Source organism: Streptomyces taklimakanensis (assembly GCF_009709575.1).
GTDB classification, from domain to species: domain Bacteria; phylum Actinomycetota; class Actinomycetes; order Streptomycetales; family Streptomycetaceae; genus Streptomyces; species Streptomyces taklimakanensis.
This window is the reverse complement of record NZ_WIXO01000001.1, coordinates 5891986-5913786: the sequence shown is the minus strand read 5'-3', so window position 1 is coordinate 5913786 and position 21801 is coordinate 5891986. Positions and strand designations below refer to the sequence as shown.

Sequence of the window (21801 nt, the reverse complement as noted above, 5' to 3'; positions counted from 1 at the left end):
CGGGCACGCCGATTCGGCGTGCCCCAGGCACGCGTGCGCAGCATCTTTCCCCCCTTGGAAAGAAGTCGCCCGGCGGCCCCCTGCCGCCGCGGCACGCACACGCTGTCACAGCAGCCTCACGAATCGCACACCTGTGCCCGCAAAGTCGATGTCCATGGGAGCCTGAACCGGACAGTCTCCAGCTGCATCCGCGACCGGATGAACAGCGGCAACGCCAAGACTTGCAGCAGCCGCTCCACAGGCACCGCCTCGGCCCCAGCCCTGCACATGGCCTGAAACCCCACCCCGGAACCACACCCTCCAGCCACCCGGCGGCAAGCTCGTCCGAGCGGTGGGACCGGTAGCGGTCGAAGCGTGATGCGCGCGGCTTCGCTCCGTCCCACCGCAGACGTGGTCCTCTGCCACGGGCAAGGACACACGTTCGTCACAGCACTCGGACGTTCCCTCACTCGCGACAGAGAACCGACGGGCGGGCCCGTGATGCCGCGCGGGGGCCATGCGGGCGCCGAGCCGGGTGGCACGCCGAGGTGCTCGCGCGGCCGCATCCGGGAACGGGCCGTGCGCGACGCTCCCCGCGCCGGTCCCGTTCGGCCTGCGGCTGCCTTTGCGCCCCGTGCGAGGTTCTTACGGTGCAGCGCTGCCGCGTACTGCCGGGCGTATGCGCGGATCGGCGGCACGGTCGTCGGCCACGCTGTTGAAGCGCTGTGCGGATTCCGCATGGTCCCCCGGGACGGAGGCCACGACAGCTGCGGCGGCACTCCCCAAAGACACCACCGGCCAGGCCCTGATCCTGCCTGGGCGTTCCACCGGTCCCAGGCGCCGTACCCCAGGTGCACATCGTGTGGGCAGCCTCCCCGGCAGGTCCCGGTCGGATCGGTTCGCGGCGTGGACGCAGATGCCGTGGAGCCAGGTCACGAGCACTGATGCCTCACCGAACCGCACCAGATGGGCGTCGTCTCCGTGCACGTGCTTCGGCCAGGGCGCGCAGAAGGTTCTGCGCCTGCGGGGTCTGGGGTCAGGACCGGTCCCACGTGTTCGGTGGCCAGACCGGTGAGCACGTCGATGTGGGGTTCGTACTCGTGCGGGTGGCCGCCGATCAGGGCCGGGAGCACGTCCGCGGCGTCGGTCTTACCGCTGCCGGCGGCAACGGAGCGGAGCCGGGAGGTGCCCATCACACTCCCGGGACGGGCGCGGGCGAAGGGGCCGGGTCGAAGGCGGCGTCGTTCAGGGCCTGCGGCACGGTGCGCTGCACGCAGGCCCGGTTCACCGAGCTTTTCGTGGTAGGCGTCGTTCTGCCCGAGTGAGAAGAGGCCCTCGCCCAGTGCCTCGAAGCCGCCTGGCAGCGGTGTCCTGGCCGGCGCTGTCATACCGAACCGGCCGATTTCGACCGGGCCGATCTCCTCGGCTCGGCGACGTGCGTCGCAACAGAGCAGGTGGAACGCCGTCTTGAAGTGGTGGCCGTCCCGGTCGTCCCGGACCAGGAAGGCTCCCCCCGGGCGCGAGGAAGCGGGCCGCGCATGGGCAGGCAGGACGGTGAACTGCACGGTTCTTCCGGAGGGCGCCTGGGCGCGCGGCCGGGCGCATCGGCGCAAGAGCCGGGGCCTCCGCACGGCCGGTGCTGTTCCCGGCGCCCCGGGGAGCGGCGCCGGGGCCGTGGGCGTCAGGTGGCGGTGGGCCAGGTCCGCAGCAGGGCGGCGATCTTCCCGGCGGTGCAGGCCGGGTCGAGGAGCAGGTCCTTGAGGGCGACGGCGTCCTCGCGGGCGGGCTTGACGGTGATCCCGGCGGCCTCCAGGTACATCACGCCGGTGGCGGCGGCGACGGCGAGGTTGGAGCGCTCCAGCCAGCGGCAGCGGCCCAGGGTGTGCACCAGGGCGGCGGCCTTGGCGTAGGGGCCGTCGTAGACGGGCTGCTCGAACAGCTCGGCCCGGTGGCGGGCGACGGCCGAGACCGGCACGCCGTAGTCGTCGGGGGCCGGGTCGTTCGCTCCGGCGGCCTCGGCGACCTGCAGGATCCAGGGGACGTCGATGTGCAGGTCCATCAGGCCGCGCGTGCTCCCCGGGGGGTGTGCCGGTCGTGTTCGGCTTCGTCGAAGACCGTCTGGTGCTCGGCCAGGAAGCGGGCGGCCGCGTCCACCGCGCGGGCGCGCAGCCCGCTGGTGTCGTCCTGCACCAGCCGGGCGAGGTAGTCGCCGACGCTCAGTCCCAGGTCGGCGGCTCGTTTCCTGGCGAGTTCCGCGACGTCCTCGTCCACGCGCGCGCCCAGTTGCGTCTTTGCCATACCAGAATGGTAACAGCTGTTACCCGACGGTGGGGGCAACACGATCCGGCGCGGTGCCGGCCGCGGTCCGATCGGGGGCCTGCCGGCCGGCGGTGGGTGTCGGGTGTCGGGTCAGGACGTGTTCCAGTGCCCGGGGAACGTGTCGGCCCGCCGGCTGCGCGGACTACCGAAGGCCTTCCGCCCGGCGGTCAGCGGGAGCAGCCAGTGCGCGCCGGTCGTCCGCATCCGGCCGACCGTGTGGCCTCGGTCGTCGCCGATGACGCCCGGGCCTCTCGGATGGCGGTCTCGATGGAACCGCGGCAGTACTCGCCTCCTGAGGTGTTCGTCTCGGCTTCGTGCGAGGTGACGGTCTTCCTTGTCGCGCGGCCGTGCGGGTGACGCGGGCGAGGCGGGTGGGTGCCCGTGGTGTCGGGCGGCTCGGCCGGACTCTACCCGCCGTGGTCGTTGCGCCAGATGGCCAAAATGGCCTGCGTCTGGGCCGAGGTGCGGCCGTGCTCGTCGGGGCCGGCCCACAGGAAGTCGTCGTGCTCGGTGAGGGTGACGGTGTTCCCTTCCGCATGGGCGGTGAAGTTCAGTTGCCGGGTGGGCTTGCCGCTCTTGGAGCGGTAGTCGAAGTGGCCGAGGTAGGTGGCGTCGCCGGTGATCCTCAGGCCGGTCTCCTCGGTCACTTCCCGGTGGAGTGCCACAAGGAGGTCCTCGGTCCCCTCGACGCCGCCGGAGGGGAGTTCCCACAGCCCGCCGAGGAAGTCGTCGCTGCGGCGGTGCAGCAGCAGGACTCTGCCGTCCGGGCGGGGAACGACGGCGCCGACGACGAGTTTGACGATCCCGTCGCGTCGCGCATCGCGCCGCAGCCGGTCGAGGAGGGCCATGTCGGCGGCAGGCGTCATGCGGGCGGCTCCTTGTGCGTGGTGGGTGACGGCCTCGGTGAGGGTGATGGCGTGCGCGTCGGCTGTGTGGTGTTCGCCGTCGCGGTGTTGCGCGGGGAGTGTCGGCGTCCTGGCACGGTGGGCAGGGCGACACAGGGCTCGGCCCGCGCCGAGGTGGTGCCGGCCGGGGGTCGGCTCACGCGGGTCGGCGTGGGGTGCGGCTGTTGGGACGGGCGGCCCGGGCGGCCCGCTGTGCCGGGGGCTTTCCCACGGGCCGAAGCCTAGCGGGACCACCCGGCGGGGCGGCACCGTAGCGCGGCCTGCTCACGCCGGCGACGACGCGGGCGGACCGGTGGGAGCCGAGCCATTCGGCATGGATCGTGTCGAAGGCGTGCCCATCACTGAGCGATGTCGGTGGCGTAGACGGTCACGGAGCTCAGGTGGTCGCGGTCCGCGCCGGCTGCGTCAGGCGGTCGTCGAGGTTGCGCAGGACCATCCGCACCTGTGTGTCGAACGGCTCGTCCGCTGTGGGGGTGCCGTCCGCGTAGGGCGGAGCCGGCCGGATACGTGGGCGACGCCGTTGTGGACCGCGACGTGCGATCAGTGGCCGAGTGGGGCGACCACGGTGGCGTTGTCGGCCGGCCGGATGGTGCCGGAGGCGGTCGTCCGGTGGGTCGGGGAGTTGGTCGTGGCGCTCCTCGTGATGGGGCATATCGCGGCCGGTTCCGAGGGCGCTCACAGGTCCGGCTGCTTCGCGTAGTTGTAGACGGTTGCCCGGGAGATACCGAGTTGGTCGGCAATGAGTTGTGCGGAGTTCCGGGTCTCGAAGAAACCCTCGCTGTGCAGCCGACGTACCAGCTCGCGTTTCTGGTCACGGTTGAGGCCGCGCGGGGTACTGGAGCGCCGCGCCGCGAAGGAGTCGATGACCGAGCGGAGTTCGCGTCCGCTGCGGTCGCGCAGCGTCTCCAGAGCCTCGCCCTGGTGTTCGACATCCGTCGCGACGAGGTTGGCGAGGGTCAGGGCCAGCGGGGACAGCGTGCTGACGTCCAGGTTCAGGCACAGGGCCGCGACGTAACGCCCCTCGGCGTTCCTGATGCCGATCGAGGTGCTCTTGGCCGGGCGTCCGTCGGGGAACTGGTTGCTGTAGTTCTGGATGACACTGGGGTAGTTGGGGTCCGCGATGCGGCGCAGGCCCAGTTCGGTGGCGGAGTCGCCGACCCGCCGTCCGGACAGGTTGTTCTCGATGACGCGAATGGCGCTGTCAGGCCGGCGCAGATCGTGCAGGACGACCTCGCACAGACCCGGGAACATGCGCCCGACGGCGACAGCGATGCGCTCGGCTTCGCGTACGAGATGCTCGTCTTCCGGTACGGCGGGCTGATCGGCGCGTTCCCCATCCGGTCGACCGGTGGAACGGGTCATCGAGCGCTGCTCGATTCCCGAGCTCCGTCACCGTGCCCGGCGAACACCGCGGCCATCTTCTCGGCGGATTTCAGCCCCGCACCGGTGAGCACGACCACGGTCGTCTCGTCCGGAGCGATCTCCCCGGTCGCGATGAAGTGATCGAGGGTCGCCGCGGCGACGCTGCTGGTCGGCTCGGCGTACAAGCCGCGCGCGCCCAGGGCGCGGACCGCGGCGTGGATCTCTGCCTCGGGGACGGCGTAGGCGGCGCCGTCGGAGCGGCGGATGGCCTCCACCGCCTCGGGCAGTCGGACCGGGTGGGCGATGGACGCGCCCTCGGCGATCGTCGGCATCCGCTTGCCGCGGCCTGCCGGGTCAATGCCGTTGAACGTGTCGGCGATGGTCGCCCAGTGCTCGGGCTGCCCGACGAACAGGCGCGGGCGCCTGTCGATCTGGCCGGCGTCGAGCAGTTCGCCGAACGCGATGTCGCACCCGATGATGTTGCTGCCGGCCCCGGCCACGAGGACGACGTTGTCGGGCGCGGCGAAACCGAGGGACTCCCACATTTCGTAGGCGATGGTCTTGGTGCCCTGGATGAACATGGGGTGCCAGTTGTGGCTGGCGTAGGGAATCTGCTCCGCCTGCCGGATCGCCTCGTCCGAGACCTCGTCGCGGGTGCCGCCCACGAGCTCGATCTCGGCTCCGTAGGCGCGGACCTGGAGGATCTTGGCCGCCGAGGTGGCGGCGGGGACGACGATCTTGGCGCGGATACCGGCAGCGGCGGCATAGGCGGCCACCGCGGAACCGCCGTTGCCCGAACTGTCCTCGAGCACGCGGTCGGCGCCGTGCGCCGCGAGGTGGGACATCATCACCGATACGCCCCGGTCCTTGAAGCTGGAGGTCGGGTTGAACCACTCCAGCTTGAAGTGGACGCGTTGGCCGGCCCAGTCGACCGGAACCATCGGCGTGCATCCTTCGCCCAGGCTCACCCGGCGGGCGGCCGGGACGGGCAGGGCCGCGCGGTAGCGCCACAGGGACCGTTCGGCGGTGTCGATCTGCTCGGGACGCAGGCCCGGCAGCGCACTGACGGCGAGGGGGCTGCCGTCCTCGCCCCGCCAGCGGGGGTCGTCCAGGGAGTAGCGCTGTCCGGACCGGTCGTACAGGTCGGGGGTGGCGACGGCTGAGTGCCGTTCGGCGTTCATGGGCGGTTCCGGCTTCCACTCACTCGACGTGTTGTCGTGCCTGCCGGGTCTCGCGTCCCGGCAGGCACCCTGGCATCCCAGCCTAGACTTCTTATCCAGATGTGAACAGCAGGTCCAAATATTCGTCGGTTCGCCGCACTGCGCACGGTTGGGAGCCGACCGATCCGACGAGGTCCGGCAGAGCGATCCGGGCCGGGACGGGAACAGCTCCGACTGCGCTGACTGCGGGCCTCCCGTTGGGAATCGGCCGCCGGCATCAGCTCGACCGACGGCGTCAGTGCGCAGCCCGAGGGCTTGAAGCGGACCGTCGAAGCCACCGTCGTCGGCGAGTCGCCATGATCATCGAATCCCGGTCCGTGGAAGCAGCCTCCACCGTCCCCCTGACAGGCCACCCTCCCCTCCGTGACCGCACCGGTGTCTTCGAGCGTGGAAACCACCGCCGCCACGGACGGGTGTCCGCGTTGTTGCAGGAGAAGAGGACAACCCACTGCCCTATCGAGGGGACTACACGGACCGGATTCGTTCCGCCCCCGGCGACGACCCGCACCGCACAGAAATCACCGAACGGGGCCTCACCACGGTCTGGCCGAACTGCGCGTCCCCGGCCGGCACCGACTCGTCTACGCCAACACGGTGAGCATCCTGGGACAATGGTCGGCCGGACCGGGGTCGGCGGCGATCAGCCCTCCGGAGCCTCCTCGAAGGCCCCGTACGGCTCCAGCCGCTTTGCCGGCTCACCCAGCCACGCACCGGTATCCGGTTCGAAGGCGATCGGCACCTCGCTCTCGGTCTCGGCGATGATGTGCAACTCGATCGTGTCGTGGACGAACTCGCGCAGGAAATCCGCGAACCCGCCCGCGAAATACCCCAGGTCACTGCCCCGGCCGGGGCGCCCGGCCACCGTCCAACGGTCCGGATCCGCACCCGACGTCACCCAGTACAAGACGTCACCGCCGGTGGTGAACGCGAACGGCAACCACCCGCCCGGCTCCGGAAAGAGCGGAAACGGCGGCTTGTACCGGCGGTTGATCTGCGCCCTCCGTCGCCGCCCCTGGTGCTCCCTGGCCAGCTGAGCCCCCAGCTCCACGCCACCGTTCTCCACGCCGGGAACGCACACGTGCAGGTAGTCGTCGAAGGCTCCCGGACCGAACCAGTACACATACTCCCGGTAATCCGCCGGCAGCCGGGTACCGAGCGACGCCTCGACGCGTTGCCAGTCCACGCGGTAGCGGCGCGGCCCGCTCAGCCCGGCATCGCGCGCCACTTCCGGAACACCCATTCCTCGTCCTCGCTCTCCCCCTGCCTGCCGACCCCCGCGGCCCGCCCCTCAGCCGACGGGCACGCTCGGCGCCAACCCGGGGAGGTCGGGCGGCAGACTGTACGGCTTGGCAATCCCCGCGATCAAACCGGTCGGGTACTCGGTGAGGCCGCCGTCGAACTCGTACCAGTCGTCGTTCCGGCCGCTCACCATCGCGGTCCGGAACTCGGGCACCTCGGGGGCGTACGCCAGTGCGGCACATCACCGTCGACGGAGTCCGCCCAGGGAAGTTCCGGAAGTCGGCGTGTCGGCCGGTGCCGTCAGCTGTTGCAGAACCAGCCGTTCTGGACGTAACCCCGGGCGTTGACGTTGCCCCAGGCGAAGCCGTAGACCCACTCACTGCCGAACTCCAGATCGACGTGCTCGACGGTGAAGGTCTGCCCGCTCGTCAGGTGGGCGAAGGGCGTCCCTCCCTTCGAGTGCCTGACCCCGAGATCCTGGGCACAGATCGTCAGCCGCTTGCCGATACTGCCGGCCGGGGCCCAGACGTAAGGCCCTCCGGCGTGGGCGGGCGTGGAGAGGCCCAGGAGCAGCACGGTGACCGAGGCCAGGACGGAACCGACGACGGCCCGCCGGGTGAGGCGCCCGCGGCGGCGCCGACCATCGCGGGACAAGGGCCGTGACGCGAGCCGTACCGCCGGTGTGGCCATGTTCTCCTCCTGCTGGTCATGACCGGCTCCCCGCCGGCCCTGTGGCGCCGTCCCCGCAACCACGGGGCGGGAACGGGCGTGCCGCCTCCGAGGCGACACGGGGACAGACTGCCCCGTCCTGCCGGACGGGGACAGTCGGAAACACGGCGAAATTCTTGGCTCCACGGGGGTCGGCGCGGCTTCGCCGACACGATCGTCACCCCGCCCCGTGACAGTCGGCCGGAACGTCCTCGCCGTCCTCGGCACGGCCGCCGGCTATGCCGTCGCGTTCACCTGCGCGGGCCACGTCCCGGCCGGCAGAGGCGCCCCGCCATCTCGCCCTGCCGCCCGGCGATGGGCGCCGGTATGCCACGGTGGAAGGGGATGACGCCCGTCTCCCCGCCCGGCTGGTTCGCCGTCCTGCTCACCGGACGGAGCCGCCGTCGGCCGGGAAGGGGAGAGTCGGTCCTCCGCCGTGTCGTTTCCGCCGGTTCAGCCGCGCAGAGCCCGGAACGCCCGGTCCACCGGGGCCGGCAGGTCTTCGGCGCCCTGGCCGTCCACCCACAGGGCGAGAGCGGTGTTCAGTGCGGCCGGTGCGGCCGCGGACAGGACACGGACGCGCAGGGCGTCGACTTCCGGCCGGCGGGCGGCGAGGGCTTCCGCGAACAGTCGCTCGGTGGCGTACCGGTTCTCCCAGACCCGGGCGAGGAGGGCCGGTGTGGTCGGGATGAGCCGGGCGCGGACCAGGAGGGCGTCCTTGTCGCCGGCACTCTTGTCCGCGGAACTTCAAGATCCTCGACAGAGTCGCTCAGTGGGTGACGCCCGGCGTCGGGCCCCCGGAGGGCCGGCACGGGTCAGACCCGAGGGCGGTCGGCCACGGGGGCGGCACCCGCCTGTGCGGGAAGACGCACCTCACCGTTGCGGGCGGGCAGCAGGCGTCCGAGCCGACCGGGCAGCCACCAGTTGGCGCGCCCCATGAGCCGCATCAGGGCGGGCGCCAGCACCATGCGGACGACGGTGGCGTCCAGCACGACGGCGGTCATCACCACGAAGCCGATCTGACGCAGGTCTTGGCGGTGGGTGCCGAGGAGGCCGGTGAGGCTCACCACGAGTACCCCCGCGGCCAGGCTGATGGGCAACGCGGTCCGACGCAGGCCGTGCAGGACGGCCGCGGCGTTGTCGCCGTGGATCCGGTAGTGCTCGGCGATGCGGTGGACGAGGAAGACCTCGTAGTCCATGGACAGGCCGAACACCAGGGTGAGCACGATCAGCGGGAGCAGCGGGTTGACCGCGGGGTATCCGAGTACAGGAGCCGCCAGGGCGAGCATCCCGAAGGCGGCGGCGATACAGAGCAGGTTCATGGCGATCGCCTTGAGCGGCACGACGATCGACCGGAAGGCCAGGAAGGTCAGCACGAAGGTGCCGCAGCAGATCACCACCAGTACCAGGCCCACCTGGTCGTCGACCTCGGACGTCAGGTCGTGGACGGTCGCGGCCGGGCCGGCGATCCGCACGGACTGCCCGGCCGGCAGCAGGCGTGGCACCAAGTCCTCGCGCAAGTGACGCTGGAGGGCCGCCGCTGCGGCGGTGTCCGGCGCCTGGCTCTCGCCGATCAGCAGCAGCGTCAGGTCGCGGCCGTTGTCGAGCGCGATGGCGATGGACACCCGCGGGTCTTCACGCAGTTCGGTGATCAGGGGCTGGGTGTCGACCGGCCCGGCGCCCTTCGGGTGCGGCAGCGCGACCAGCGTAAGGCTCGCGATCCGGTCGTCCTCCATCCGGGCCAGCCCGTCACCGAGTGTGGTCCCGGACAGGACCGCCCGGTCGAAGTGCAGCACCGTACGCAGCCCGAGCACCGGGGTCGCGGCAAGCAGCAGGAGCAGCACCGCGGCCGTGGCGTAGCGTCCCGGGTACCGCAGTAGGTGGCCGGTCCAGCGCTCCCAGGCGGTGGGGCCGGGCTTCGGACGGCGCCGTCCCGGCCGTGCCCAGGGCATCGGCCCCCATTCCAGGACCCGGTCGCAGGAGGCGAGCAACGCCGGCATGAGGGTGAGCGCGGCAAGTGTCGCGGTCGACGCGGCCAGCACGGCGGCGAGCGCCAGGGTCCGCATGTAGGCGATGTCCGTCAGCAACAGGCCGACGGCGGTCGTGACGACGGCCGTGCCCGCCAGGGCGACCGTGGCCCCGGCGGTGACGGTGGCCCGCTCGGCGGCCGGACCCGGGGGCAGGCCCACTGCCCGGCGCCGACGGTGGCGCAGCGTCACCAGCAGGGCGTAGTCCAGGCCCACGCCGAGGCCGACGGTGGCGACCACGGCCACCGCGGTCGCGTCCACGCCGTGGGAGAACAGCCCGGTCAGCGTCAACACGCCGAGGCTGATGACGATCGCGGTGCCGGCGAGCAGCAGGACCAGCGCGGCGGCCCCCGCGGAGCCGAGTCCCACGGCCAGCAGGAGGGCCGCCGCGGGCACGGCGTACGTCTCGGCTGACCGCAGGTCCTCTGTGGTGGTACGGGCCAACTCGGACAGGACCGGGTCCAGGCCGACCAGGGCGACGGACACCGCGCCGCCCGAGCGGTCGTGGGCGATCTCTTCCGCCTGTGCGCCCAGTTCCGGCAGCACCTGGCGGACGGTGTCCGTCGCACCGGTCACGCCGAGCATCACGTACGCGTGGCGAGGGTGTCGGCCTTCGGTGCGGGGAACCGGCAGGGCGGCTCCCACCCGCGCGTGCTGCGACATCGCGGAGGTGACGGCCCGGGTGGTGTGCCGGTACACCGGGTCGTCGGCCCGCAGCGAGCGGGACGTGAACGCCAGCATCACCTGCCGGGTGCCGATGTCCGGGAACCGCTCGGCGATCAACTCGGACGCGGCGGCCGAGGCGGACCGGTCGACTGTGATGTCCGGTGGTTGCAGCATCCGGGGCAGGGAGGTGAGGACGGCCAGGCTCGCGACGACCAGCACCAGCCACACGGTCATCACGGCGTACCGGTACCGCACCACGATGGCTCCGATTCGGCGCACCCGCGCCTCCCCTCTCCGTCGCTGTCGAGGGCCCTTGGCTACCACAGGCGAACAGGGACGTTCCGGGCGCTTGGACGTCCGTCTCGCGGCGGGGGCCGCCACCGGCCGGGCGGCACAAGCCCTTCGGCCCGTCGGGGGGCTCCACGACGACGACTCGAAGGGGTGATACGGGAAACAGGTGCGTTGACGACGGATCCGGGGCGCGACCGTCGGTTCGGGGCGGACGGAGGAGCCCGCGGGCATCCGTCCGAGCCCGGGAAGTCCAGTGGCCACCGAAGAACGTCGCCGTTGGCGGTGACACCTGCCGGTGTGCCGGTGTGAGAGGTCGCCCCGGAGGGTGAACACCTCCGTCGGGCATCACGGCGTGCAGCCGATCGGCTACGGTCCGACGCGTGATGCGTGCGATGTCCTTCCCGGCATCCCGTTCGCGTCCGGCGCGGACGCCGGCGGTCGGGTGCGTTCCCGTCACCGGCCGGACGGATGCCGGAGCACGGGAGCGTGCGTGCTGACAGCGATCACCGGTGCCACCGGGCTCCTCGGCCTGCACCTGGTGCGAGAAGCGCTGGCGCGTGGGAGGCGGCTGCTGCTGCTCGCACGTCGGCACCCGCTGCCGGCGCCCGTGCGCGTGGAGCGGTTCCTGCGGGCGTGCGGCGCGGGCGCGGAGGAACTGCGGGTGGCGCGTACGCGCGTGGAGACGCTGGAGATCGTGTTGGAGGACGGTTTCCTGGGGTTGGGACGCGAGCGCTTCCTGCGGCTGGCGGACCGGATCGACGTCCTGTGGCACTGTGCCGGCGACATCTCCTTCGCTTCGGACCTTCCGCGGGCGCGGCGCACGAACGTCGACGGGACACGGCATGTGCTGCGTCTTCTGACGGCCGGTGAGCGGGCACCGCTGCTGTGCCACGTCAGCACGGTCGCCGTGGCAGGAGCCCGGCCCGACGGGGTCGTCGAGGAGAAGGAGTTGGACGCCTCCTTCGGCTTCAACACCCCTTACGAACAGTCGAAGTTCGAGGGTGAGAGACTCGTGCACCGCTGGGTGTCCGAACACGGTGGCCGGGCACTGGTCTTCCGCCCGAGCTGCCTGGCCACCCGCCGTCCCGCGCACCCCGACCGCCCCCGCCATCCCCTCCAACTGCTGGCGGAGCAGGTGGGCGCCGTGCTCCGCCGGCATCCGGGGCCGGTGACGCTGCCGGTGCCCGAGGGCGCCCGCACGAACGTCCTGCCGGTCGAGCACGCCGCGTACGTGATGACGGAGGCCGCCGCGCGGCAGGGCGGGGACCGGCCGCGCGTCTGCCACGTCGTCAATTCCCGCGACCTGCCCGTGGACGAGGTGATCGCGGCCCTCGGCGACCACTTCGGCGTCCCCGTGGACACCACCTGGCGTTCCTCGCCCGGCTCGATCGACGTGCGCCTCGCGCTGCCGGCGTACGCGTGCTGGCTGTCCTTCTCCCGCACCTACGAGGACGACAACCTGGCCCGGCTCGGCCTCGCCTGCCCCGACCGGCCCGTCGTCGACCGGGACTACCTCGCGGCAGCCCTGGGCTGACCGGCCCGTTGCCTGAGGCGCCCCCGCTCCCCCACCACCCCAAGGAGACCGTTTTGCCCATGCCGCCTTCCCCCGGGCACGACATGCCGATCGCCCTCGTCGGGGCCGCCTGTCGCCTTCCCGGGGGCATCACCTCCCTGAACGGTCTGTGGACGGCCCTGAGCGAGGGCCGGGACCTGATCACCGAGGCCCCTCCGGACCGCTTCGACGCCTCCCGGTACCTCGACCGGGACCCCCGCCGGCCCGGCAAGACGTACACCGTCGCCGGCGGGTTCCTCCAGGACTACGACCGGTTCGACGCCTCCTACTTCGGCATTTCGCCTCGCGAGGCCGCCCACATGGACCCGCAGCAGCGACTGCTGCTGGAAATGGCGGTCGAGGCGCTGGACGACGCCGGGCTGGACACCGACCGGATCGCGGGGACGGACACCGCCGTGTTCGTCGGCTGCGCGGGTTCGTCCGCGCTGGCTCTGATGGGTACCGTGCCGGACGAGACGGGCCCCTACACCATGACCGGTGGAGCCAACTCCATCGTCTCCAACCGGTTGTCGCACGTCTTCGACCTGCGGGGCCCGAGCATGACCGTCGACACCGCGTGCTCGTCGGCCCTCACGGCGGTGCACCAGGCGTGCGAGGCGCTGCGCACCGGTCGCAGCCGCATGGCCTTCGCGGGCGGCATCGGCCTGCTGCTCGACCCCCACCCCTACGTCGGGTTCGCCAAGGCGTCGATGCTGTCCCCGACCGGCCGGTGCCGGACCTTCTCCGCCGACGCCGACGGTTTCGTACGGGCGGAGGGCGGGGCACTGGTCGTCCTCAAACCGCTCGCCGACGCGCTCGCCGACGGCGACCGGGTGCACGCGGTGATCCGGGCGACCGGCGTCAACAGTGACGGACACACCCAGGGGATGGCCCTGCCCAGCAGTGAGGCGCAGGAAGAACTGCTGCGCACGCTCTACCGGGACGCCGGGGTGTCTCCGGACGAACTGGTGTACTTCGAGGCTCACGGCACCGGCACGCGGGCCGGGGACCGCGCCGAGTGCCGGGCCGTCGGACGGGCCCTCGCCACGGCCCGCACCCGGGGGCCGCTGCCCATCGGCTCGGTCAAGAGCAACCTGGGGCACCTGGAGGCGGCGTCGGGCATGCCCGGCCTGCTCAAAGCGTGCCTGGTGCTGCGCCATGGACGCGTCCCCGCAAGCCTGCACGCCGAACCGCCGGCCACCGACATCGACTTCGCCGGGCTCGGGCTGGAGCCGGCCGTCACCGCCAGGCCGGTCCCGTCCTGTGCGGGCCGCGGCGTGGTGGGGGTCAGCTCCGCCGGCTTCGGTGGCGCGAACGCGCACGTCCTGCTGGAAGCGGCGCCCGATCCCCTCCCGACGCGGACCGCGGCCGCCCGGCCGGAGAGCTCGGTGCTGCCCGTGCTGGTCTCGGCCCGCACCGAGGACGCCCTGACGACCGCCGTGCACCGGATGGCGGACCATCTGGAGACCGTCGGACCGGACTCCTTCTACGACACCGCCTGGACCGCCTGCCGCCGACGGCATCTGCACCCGCACCGCGCGGTGGTGCTGGCCCGCACCCCGGAACAGGCCGCCGACAGGCTCCGGGACCGGGCGGCCTCCCCGGCCGTACCGCCCCCGCCCGTCACCGACCGGTCCGCGAGCAGCAAGGTGGTGTTCGCCTTCTCGGGCAACGGGTCGCAGTGGCACGGCATGGGCGCCGACCTCATGGCCGCGGTGCCCGCCTTCCGCGCCGCCGTGACGGAGGTGGACGCCGCGCTGGCCCCGCTGCTCGGCTGGTCGGTGGCCCGGGAGTTGGCCGCGCCGGGCGGGAACTCGCGCATGGAGCGCACAGAGATCGCGCAACCGGCTCTGTTCGCCCTGCAGATGGGCCTCGTGGCCGCGCTGGCCGAACAGGGGGTGCGCCCGGACGTGGTCCTCGGGCACAGCGTCGGCGAGATCGCCGCCGCCTGCGTCGCGGGGGCGCTGGACCTGCCCGCCGCCGCACGGGTGGTCGCCGAGCGCAGCCGGCTGCAGGGCACCACCGCCGGCAGCGGCCGCATGGCAGTACTGGGCATGCCCGAGCGGGAGGCCCGCGCCCTGCTCCTGCCGTACGGCGGGAAGCTGGAGATCGCCGCCGTCAACAGCGTGCGCGACGTCACCGTCAGCGGTGACGAGACGGCCCTGACGGAACTGGGTCACCACCTCGCCGACCGTGACGTGTTCTTCCGGCCGCTGGACCTGGACTACGCCTTCCACAGTCGGCACATGGACCCGCTCGCCCAGCCCGTGAAGGCGGCGCTGGCCGATCTGCGCCCGGGCGCGCTGCGGCTGCCGTTCGCCTCCACCGTCACCGGCCGGCTCCAGCACGCGCAGGACGGCACGGGCCTGGACGCCGGATACTGGTGGCGCAACCTGCGGCGACCCGTACTGTTCGCCGACGCCGTCGCCGCCGCGGTGGAGGGAGGCTGCGGGGCACTGGTCGAGGTCGGCCCCCACCCGGTGCTGACGGCCTATCTGCGCCGGGCCGCGGAGACGGCGCGGGTGCCGGCCGCGGTCCTGCCCACCCTGCGTCGCCACGGGCCGGGCCCGGAGGCGCTGGAGGAGACCGTGGGCGGCGTCCTGGCCGCAGGGGCCGGGGACTGGTCTGCGTTCTTCCCCGTGCCCGGAAGGGTCACCGAGTTGCCACCGTACGCCTGGCAACGCGAGAGGCACCCGTTGCCGTCGGCCGCGTCATGGACCCGTACCTGCGGGAGCGGAGTCCTCGACCACCCCCTGCTCGGCGAGCGGGCCGCGGCCCTGGAACCGGGCTGGCACCAGCGTCTCGACCCGGTCCGGCTGCCGTGGCTGGCCGACCACAAGGTGTCCGGCGCGGTGCTGATGCCGGCCGCCGGGTACGTCGAGGCGGTCCTGGCGGCCGGCAGGCGGGTCCTCGACGGGCCGCTGGAGGTCACCGCGCTGGCCTTCCAGCCGCTCACTCTGCCCTGGGACGACCCGGACCTGAACGTCTGGTTGCACACCTCCGTGTCCGACGAGGACGGGGTGGTGCGCGTGGCGAGCCGGGCCGGCGGACCCGGGCAGCCCTGGCGGCCCCACGCCCGCGGCCGGGTCCGGCGTCTGCTCGGTCGCGCCCCCGAAGGACTCGGTGACGCGCCGCACCGGAACTTCCCGCGGAGCGCCGCGGCGGACGAGGTGTACCGCCGGGCCCGCCGCAGCGGGCTGGACTACGGGCCCTGCTTCCGCGTCCTCGAGTACGTCCGCACCGACGGCCGGGAGTCGGTGGCCCGCTACCGGGCCGACCACCTCGACACCGCGGACTACCTGGCGCACCCCGCGCTCCTCGACGGTGCTCTCCAGGCGGGCGCCGTGCTGCTGGACGGGATGGACGGGGCGGCCTTCCTGCCGGCGGCCGTCGACACCGTCCGCCTCTGGCGGCCGCCGGCCGCCACCGGCCGTGTCCGGGTGCGTGGGCGGTCCGCCACCGCCGCCGAAGTCGTCTGGGATGTCACCGTCGCCGACGAGGACGGCACCGTGTGCCTGGAACTCCTCGGCTGCCGGCTGCGCCGCTTCGACACCGGCGCCGAGCCGTCGGTCAGCGAGTGCGTCACCGAACTGCGCGCCGCCCCGCGTCCGGGCCACGTCGCGGCCGCCGCCCCGCTGCCCCACCCGCGGGCCGGCGGGGCGGCGGCCGCGGCCCCGGTCGAGGTGCTCCTCTCCGAAGCCGAGACGAGCCGGGGGCTGGAACTCACGGACGCGCTCAAGCGCGTGACAGCGCACTTCGCGGTCCGCGCCGTCGAGGAGGTGCTGCCGGGCAGGACACGCCTCACGTGGGCCGAGCTGAGCGGCGCCGGTGTCCTGCCCGAGTACGAACCCCTGCTCGGCGTCCTGCTGGAGGTGGCCGAGGAGTACGGTCTCGTGGCGGGCACCGACGCCTTCCGCGCCGGGGGCGCCTGCCGGGTCCTCTCCCCCGGCCGCCCCGAGGAGACCGTGCGCGCCCTGGCGACCGGCCCCTTGCGGCGCGGTCCCGAGCTGGCCGCGTACGGCATGTGCGGTCAGCGGCTGCCGGACGTCCTGACGGGACGCTGTGATCCGCTGGAGCTGCTGTTCTCCGAGTCCGGCCGGTACCTGACCGAGGAGCTGTACACCTCCTCGTTCCAATCCGAGGCCGCCCACCGCGCCATGCGGTCCGAAGTGCGCGCCCTGGTCGGGGCGTGGCCCGCCGACCGCCCGCTGCGTGTGCTGGAGGTGGGTGCCGGCACCGGCGCCACCACGCGGGCGGTGGTGCCTCACTTGCCGCGCGAGCGCACCCGGTACGTCTTCACCGACGTCTCCGAATCCTTCTTCCCCCGGGCACGGGGACGGCTCGCCGCCCACGACTTCGTCGAGTACCGGGTGCTGGACCTCAACCGCGACCCGCAGGAGCAGGGCTGCGCGGAGGGCTCTTTCGACGTCGTCATCGCCTCCAACGTCCTGCACGCCACCGAGGACGTGCGGAGCACCCTGGGCAGGTTGTCGTTCCTCCTCGCGGACGACGGCCACCTGTTGGTGCAGGAGACGCACGACACGGCGGCCTGCGCCCTGGTGTTCGGAGTCCTGAAGAGCTTCTGGACCCGCACCGACCTCACCGAACGCCCCCGCACCCCGCTGCTGCCGCGGGAGCGCTGGCGTGAGTTGCTCAAGGAGACCGGCTTCGGCGACGTGACACACGCCGACGTCGGTGGCGGGCTGGAGCGGGTGGCCTCCGTGCTCAGCGCGCGGCGCGCGCCCCGCCCCGGTGCCATCGGGGCGGAGCCGCTGCCGCGGGTGCCCGAGGACTCCGCCTGGATCGTCGTCGGGGAACCGGGGTGCGACGTGTCGGCCGGGCTGGCCGCGCTCTTGGAGGTGGCCGGTGGCAGGGTGTGCCGGATCGGGCCGGACGCCGGCCCCGGAATCCGGGCGGGCCTGCTGCCCGGCGGCGGCCCGGACGCGTCCGCGGTCACCGTCGTCCTGGTCACCGACTCGGGCACCCCGCGCCCGGGTACCGCGGCGCCCACCGCCCGCGAGGTCACCGCCCGCTCCGTGCGGTACACGGCGATGCTGCGGAACGCGTCGGCCCTGCTGTCCCGCCTGCCCTCGGACGTCTCCCGCTCGCTGTGGCTGGTGGCGCCGGCGGCCGGTGCCACGCCCGCGCCCGAGCCCGCGGCCGTCCCCGCCGCCGCGGCCTGGGGCGCGGCACGCTCCCTCGCCAACGAACACGCCCGGATCACGGTGCGGCGACTCGCCGCGGACTACGCCGGCGGCGCGGAGGCCGTGCGGCGCATCGCGGCCGAACTGCTGGACCCCGGAGACGAGGACGAGATCGTCACCACTCGGCACGGCCGGTTCGTGGCGCGCGTGACCGACCGCCCGGCCGCGCCCGCGCCCGCGCCGTGCGCCCCGCCGGAGCCGGGCGGCTACGCCCTCCACGTCCGAAGGCCGGGCCCGGCCTTCGACCTGGTGTGGCGGCCCGCCCCGCCGCCCGCGCCGCCCGGCCCCGGCGAGGTGTCCCTCGAAGTCCGTGCGGCCGGTCTCAACTACCGCGACGTCCTCCAGGCACAGGCCGTGCTCCCGCCGCAGCCCACCGCCGACGGCAGCCGCGAACACCCCGTCGGCTACGAGTGCGCCGGAATCGTCACCGCTGTCGGCGACCAGGTGTCCTCCTTCGCCCCCGGCGACCGCGTCTGCGCCCTGTTCCGCGGCGCCCTGCGCTCGCACCTGACCGTCGACGCGCGGGCCGTGTGCCGGGTCCCCGAGGGGATGGACCTCACCGCGGCGGCCACGATCCCGCTCGCCTTCCTCACCGCCCAGTACGGCCTCGGTCACGTCGCCCGGCTGAGCCGGGGGCAGACCGTCCTCGTCCACGCGGCCGCCGGCGGCGTGGGTCTCGCCGCCGTCCAGTACGCCCAGCGGGTCGGTGCCCGCGTCATCGCGACCGCGGGCACGGAACACAAGAGGAACCTGCTGCGGCTGCTCGGCGTCGGCCTCGTCGCCGACTCGCGCACCCTGGATTTCGCCGAGCAGGTTCTCGAGGCCACCGGCGGGCGCGGTGTGGACGTGGTCCTGAACTCGCTCAGCGGAGAGGCCGTCACCCGCAGCCTGGAACTGCTCAAGCCCGGCGGTCACTTCGTGGAACTCGGCAAACGGGACCTCGCCGCCAACGAGCGCCTGCTGCTGGGACCGTTCCAGCGGGCCTTGACCTTCTCCGCCGTGGACCTCAACGAGATGGTCCTGCAGGATCCGGACGGGGCAGGGCACCACGTCGGCCGGCTCGCCGAGGGCATCGCCGACGGCACGCTCCGGCCGGTGCCGCACTGGGTGCGGCCCGCCGACGAGGCCGCGGAGGCGTTCCGGCTGCTTCGGCACTCGCACCACATCGGCAAGCTCGTCCTCACCTTCGACGAGCCCCCGTCCCTCACCCCGCACCCCGCGCAGCACTCGCCCGATCCGGAGGGCACCTACCTGGTGACCGGCGGACTCGGGGGATTCGGCGCGGCCACCGCGTGCTGGCTGGCCGAGCGCGGCGCCCGCCACCTCGCCCTGGTCGGACGTCGGGGAGAGCGGACGCCGGGGGCTCCCGAGATGCTGCGGAAGCTGCGCGACCGGGGGGTGCGGGTCACGGCGTACGCCGCTGACGCGGCCGACGTCGAGGCGATGCGCACCGTCTTCGCCGACGCCGACGGCCACGGGCATCCGGTGCGCGGTGTCGTGCACGCCGCGATGCACCTGGACGATGCCCCTCTCACCGACTTGGACGACGCACGTCTGGCGGCGGTGTTGGCCCCGAAGGTCGGCGGGGCGCTGGTTCTCGACGAGCTGACCCGTGGCAGGCAGCTGGACCTGTTCGTCATGTACTCCTCGGCCGCCGCGCTCATCGGCAACCCCCACCAGGCCCCGTACGTCGGTGCCAACGTTGCTTTGGAGTCCCTCGCCCGGGCTCGCCGTCGGCGGGGGGAGGCCGCGCTGGTCGTGCAGTGGGGCGGCATCGACGAGGCCGGTTACGTGGCGCGGCTGGAACTGACCGGGATGCTGGAGAGCAAGGGCATGGGCCTGCTGACGCCTCGTGAGGCGCACGCACGCCTGGGCCGGCTCCTCACGGAACCGGCCGAGGTCGTCGCCGTGGGCCGCATGACGTGGGAGGCGCTGCGCTCGTTCTGCCCGGCCGCGGACTCTCCCAGGCTGAGCCTGGTCCTGGCGCCGGCGCAGGATGTGGCCGGGCACAGCGGCGACGACCTGCGCCGGCAGCTGGCCGTCCTGGCGCCGCGGGAGGCCCGCGACCTGGCGCTGCGGGCACTGGCCGAGCTGGCCGCCACCGTCCTGCAGACCGCTCCGGAACGGGTGCCGATGGAACGGCCGCTGGGCGACCTGGGGATGGACTCCCTGATGGCCGCCGAGCTCGCGGTCCTGGTGCAGCGCCACTTCGACTGCGAGATTCCTGCCATCGAGGCGATGGCCAACCCCAGTCTCACGGCACTGGCCGATCTGGTCCTCAGGCAGCAGTCCGCCCGGAGCGCCGTCGGCTCGTTGCCGGCCCAGCAGGCAGGCCCCCGGCAGGCCGCGGCACCGTCCGCACGGCCGTGACCGAGGCCCGGTGCCCGCGCCGACACAGGCGGCCGCGGGCACCGGGCCGGGCCTTCACCCCGAGGGGCCGGCCCCCTCTCACCGATCACGAGGACAGTCCCGGTGACCCCATACGACGGCACCCGGCCCGCCACGGCCCTCTCCCCCTGGACCGCGGCTGCCGTACGCCGCCCCGGCGCCGAGGTACGCCTGTACTGCCTGCCCTTCCTGGGTGGGTCCGCCGACTTCTTCCTGCCCCTGGTACCCGAACTGCCCGACTGGGTGGAGCCGTGCCCCGTCGAGCTGCCCGGACACGGACGGCGCCTGCGCGAACCCGCGGTGCGCGACGTGCCGGAGCTGGCCCGCCGGCTGGCGGAGGAGGTCGACCGGGACGCGGCCGGCCGGCCATTCGCCTTCTTCGGCCACTGTGGCGGAGGGTTGCTCGCCTTCGAGGCGACCCGTCACCTCAGACGCCGGGGCCTGCCCCGGCCGGTGCTGCTCGGGGTCTCCGCCACCCCGCCACCGCACGAGTGGCACCTGTTGACCGCCGAGCTGAGGACGCGTCCGCTCCACCGTCTGATGCCCCTGCTCCGGGAGCTGGCCGGTCAGCGGGCGCTGCACGCGTCCGGCGCGAACGCGGTTCTCAAGCGCGAGGTGAGCGTCTACCTGCGTTACCGGTACCGGGAGGAGGCCCCGCTGGACTGCCCGATCAGCGTGTTCGGCGGCCGCCAGGATCCCGTCGTTCCGCAGGAGGCGACCCGTACCTGGTCCGAGCTGAGCGGCGGCCGCGTCCGCCACCGTGTCTATCCCGGGCGGCACTTCTACATCGACGACCGATGGCCGGAGGTCGCGCAGAACCTCGCCCGGGATCTGCGCGGTGCGCTCGGTCCGGCCCGCCTCCCCTGAGCGGTCGCTGCCGGTTCGGGGACGGCGGGCACCGGGTGGGAAAGCCGGTCAGGCGTCGACGGCGCCGTCCGGGTTCATCCGCGCGAAGACCGAGCGGAACCGGGCGGCGTTCCGCTGCACCTGCTCCAGGTGCAGCCCGATGCGTTCGCGTGCCTGGTCGCCCGTGGCGGTGAGGTCGGTGCGCCCCCAGACGCCGAGGGTGCGCAGCAAGGGCAGCAGGACGTGCTCGCGGTGGACGTCGAGGTTGTAGATGCCGGCCGCGGCGATCCGCAGGGACCGTTCCCGGAACCCGGGCAGTGTGGCCCCGGGCATGCGGAAGTCGCAGATGACGTCGGCCAGGGCGGTGATCGCGGCGTCCGGGTCGAGGTCGATCGCCGCCCGGTACAGGTCGCGGTAGAACAGCATGTGCAGGTTCTCGTCTGCTGCGATACGGGCGGTCAGCTGCTCGCCGAGAGGATCCCCGCAGGCCTTGCCGGTATTGCGGTGGGCCTCCCGGGTGGCCATCTCCTGGACGGTGACGTAGGCCAGGCTGTGCAGCACACCGGGCCGGCCGCTGTCGAAGCCACGCGACAGGTGCTCCATGCGCTGCTCCTCCAGGCGGACCGGGTCGAGGGCGCGGCGGGCGTGCAGGTAGCTGCGCAGGGCGTAGGCGTGCCGGTCCTCCTCCGCCGTCCAGCGGTGCACCCACGTTCCCCAGGCGCCGTCCCGACCGAAGACGGTGGCGATCTCGTGGTGGTAGCTGGGGAGGTTGTCCTCCGTCAGCAGACTGACGGTGAAGGAGTCCCGCACGGCCGCCGACATCGTGGACTGGCCGAGTCGCCACGGCTCGCCATCCAGGGGGCCGTCGTAGTCGGTGGCTTCGCTCCACGGCACGTAGGCGTGCGGAAACCAGGGTTTGGCAGCGGCGAGGTGACGGTCGAGCAGGCGTGCAACGACCGGTTCGAGGGCCGCGAGGAGACCGATCCTCGCGGGGGTGCGATCATCGGACACAGGGACCTCACAGAGCGGTGTCCGCCGGGCGACGGAGCGCAGGCCGGGCCGGACGAAGGCGGTGAGTGCCTGAGCCGGCCCGGC

Annotated in this window: 14 protein-coding genes and 1 pseudogene; 3 read left to right on the top strand and 12 right to left on the bottom strand. The window is 73.2% G+C overall.

All coding sequences use genetic code 11. The features are described from left to right. Positions 1-911: 911 nt before the first annotated feature. The 11 genes and pseudogenes from F0L17_RS25835 to F0L17_RS25790 form a co-directional block, all read right to left on the bottom strand. On the bottom strand, positions 912-1544 hold the full coding sequence (locus tag F0L17_RS25835) for a hypothetical protein (protein WP_155072932.1): 633 nt from the start codon (positions 1542-1544) through the stop codon (positions 912-914). A gap of 116 nt (positions 1545-1660) precedes the next feature. Then, on the bottom strand, positions 1661-2038 hold the full coding sequence (locus F0L17_RS25830) for a fic family toxin-antitoxin system, toxin component (RefSeq protein ID WP_155072931.1): 378 nt from the start codon (positions 2036-2038) through the stop codon (positions 1661-1663). Further along, complete coding sequence (locus F0L17_RS25825; protein ID WP_155072930.1) at positions 2038-2277, bottom strand: hypothetical protein; 240 nt, start codon at positions 2275-2277, stop codon at positions 2038-2040. The genes F0L17_RS25830 and F0L17_RS25825 overlap by 1 nt, the downstream gene beginning before the upstream one ends. Before the next feature lie 428 nt (positions 2278-2705). Next, on the bottom strand, positions 2706-3164 hold the full coding sequence (locus F0L17_RS25820) for an NUDIX hydrolase (RefSeq protein ID WP_238419615.1): 459 nt from the start codon (positions 3162-3164) through the stop codon (positions 2706-2708). A 714-nt stretch (positions 3165-3878) separates the two neighbouring features. Then, on the bottom strand, positions 3879-4565 hold the full coding sequence (locus F0L17_RS25815; protein ID WP_155072929.1) for a helix-turn-helix transcriptional regulator: 687 nt from the start codon (positions 4563-4565) through the stop codon (positions 3879-3881). Continuing rightward, positions 4562-5746, bottom strand: a complete 1185-nt coding sequence (locus F0L17_RS25810; protein WP_155072928.1) for a threonine synthase — start codon at positions 5744-5746, stop codon at positions 4562-4564. Before F0L17_RS25810 ends, F0L17_RS25815 begins: the two co-directional genes overlap by 4 nt. Before the next feature lie 679 nt (positions 5747-6425). Continuing rightward, entirely contained in the window at positions 6426-7025 is a 600-nt protein-coding gene (locus F0L17_RS25805; RefSeq protein ID WP_155072927.1) for an SMI1/KNR4 family protein, read from the bottom strand. 48 nt (positions 7026-7073) lie between these two features. Next, positions 7074-7238 carry a hypothetical protein gene (locus tag F0L17_RS25800; RefSeq protein WP_155072926.1) on the bottom strand — a complete coding sequence of 55 codons (165 nt, stop codon included), beginning with the start codon at positions 7236-7238 and terminating at the stop codon, positions 7074-7076. Positions 7239-7324: 86 nt separating this feature from the next. Next, complete coding sequence (locus tag F0L17_RS25795) at positions 7325-7714, bottom strand: hypothetical protein (protein WP_202917940.1); 390 nt, start codon at positions 7712-7714, stop codon at positions 7325-7327. Between the two features lie 471 nt (positions 7715-8185). Beyond that, positions 8186-8446 (bottom strand): annotated as a pseudogene (locus F0L17_RS26875) (acyl-CoA-like ligand-binding transcription factor); the annotation flags it as partial. Positions 8447-8547: 101 nt separating this feature from the next. Continuing rightward, positions 8548-10704 carry an MMPL family transporter gene (locus F0L17_RS25790; protein ID WP_162466696.1) on the bottom strand — a complete coding sequence of 719 codons (2157 nt, stop codon included), beginning with the start codon at positions 10702-10704 and terminating at the stop codon, positions 8548-8550. A 502-nt stretch (positions 10705-11206) separates the two neighbouring features. Between F0L17_RS25790 and F0L17_RS25785 the strand changes: the two genes are divergently transcribed. The 3 genes from F0L17_RS25785 to F0L17_RS25775 all read left to right on the top strand — a co-directional run bounded on the left by F0L17_RS25785 (position 11207) and on the right by F0L17_RS25775 (position 20727). Then, a complete protein-coding gene (locus F0L17_RS25785) occupies positions 11207-12250 on the top strand; it encodes an SDR family oxidoreductase (RefSeq protein WP_162466695.1) in 1044 nt (347 codons plus the stop codon). A gap of 59 nt (positions 12251-12309) precedes the next feature. Continuing rightward, positions 12310-19842, top strand: coding sequence for a type I polyketide synthase (locus F0L17_RS25780; RefSeq protein WP_155072923.1), 7533 nt, complete (start codon positions 12310-12312; stop codon positions 19840-19842). 102 nt (positions 19843-19944) lie between these two features. Next, the gene (locus F0L17_RS25775; protein WP_155072922.1) at positions 19945-20727 is read left to right on the top strand and encodes an alpha/beta fold hydrolase; all 783 of its coding nucleotides are present in this window, start codon (positions 19945-19947) and stop codon (positions 20725-20727) included. 48 nt (positions 20728-20775) lie between these two features. Here the strand turns inward: F0L17_RS25775 and F0L17_RS25770 are convergent, their stop codons facing one another. Continuing rightward, positions 20776-21717 carry an acyl-ACP desaturase gene (locus F0L17_RS25770; protein WP_162466694.1) on the bottom strand — a complete coding sequence of 314 codons (942 nt, stop codon included), beginning with the start codon at positions 21715-21717 and terminating at the stop codon, positions 20776-20778. Between the last annotated feature and the right edge of the window lie 84 nt (positions 21718-21801).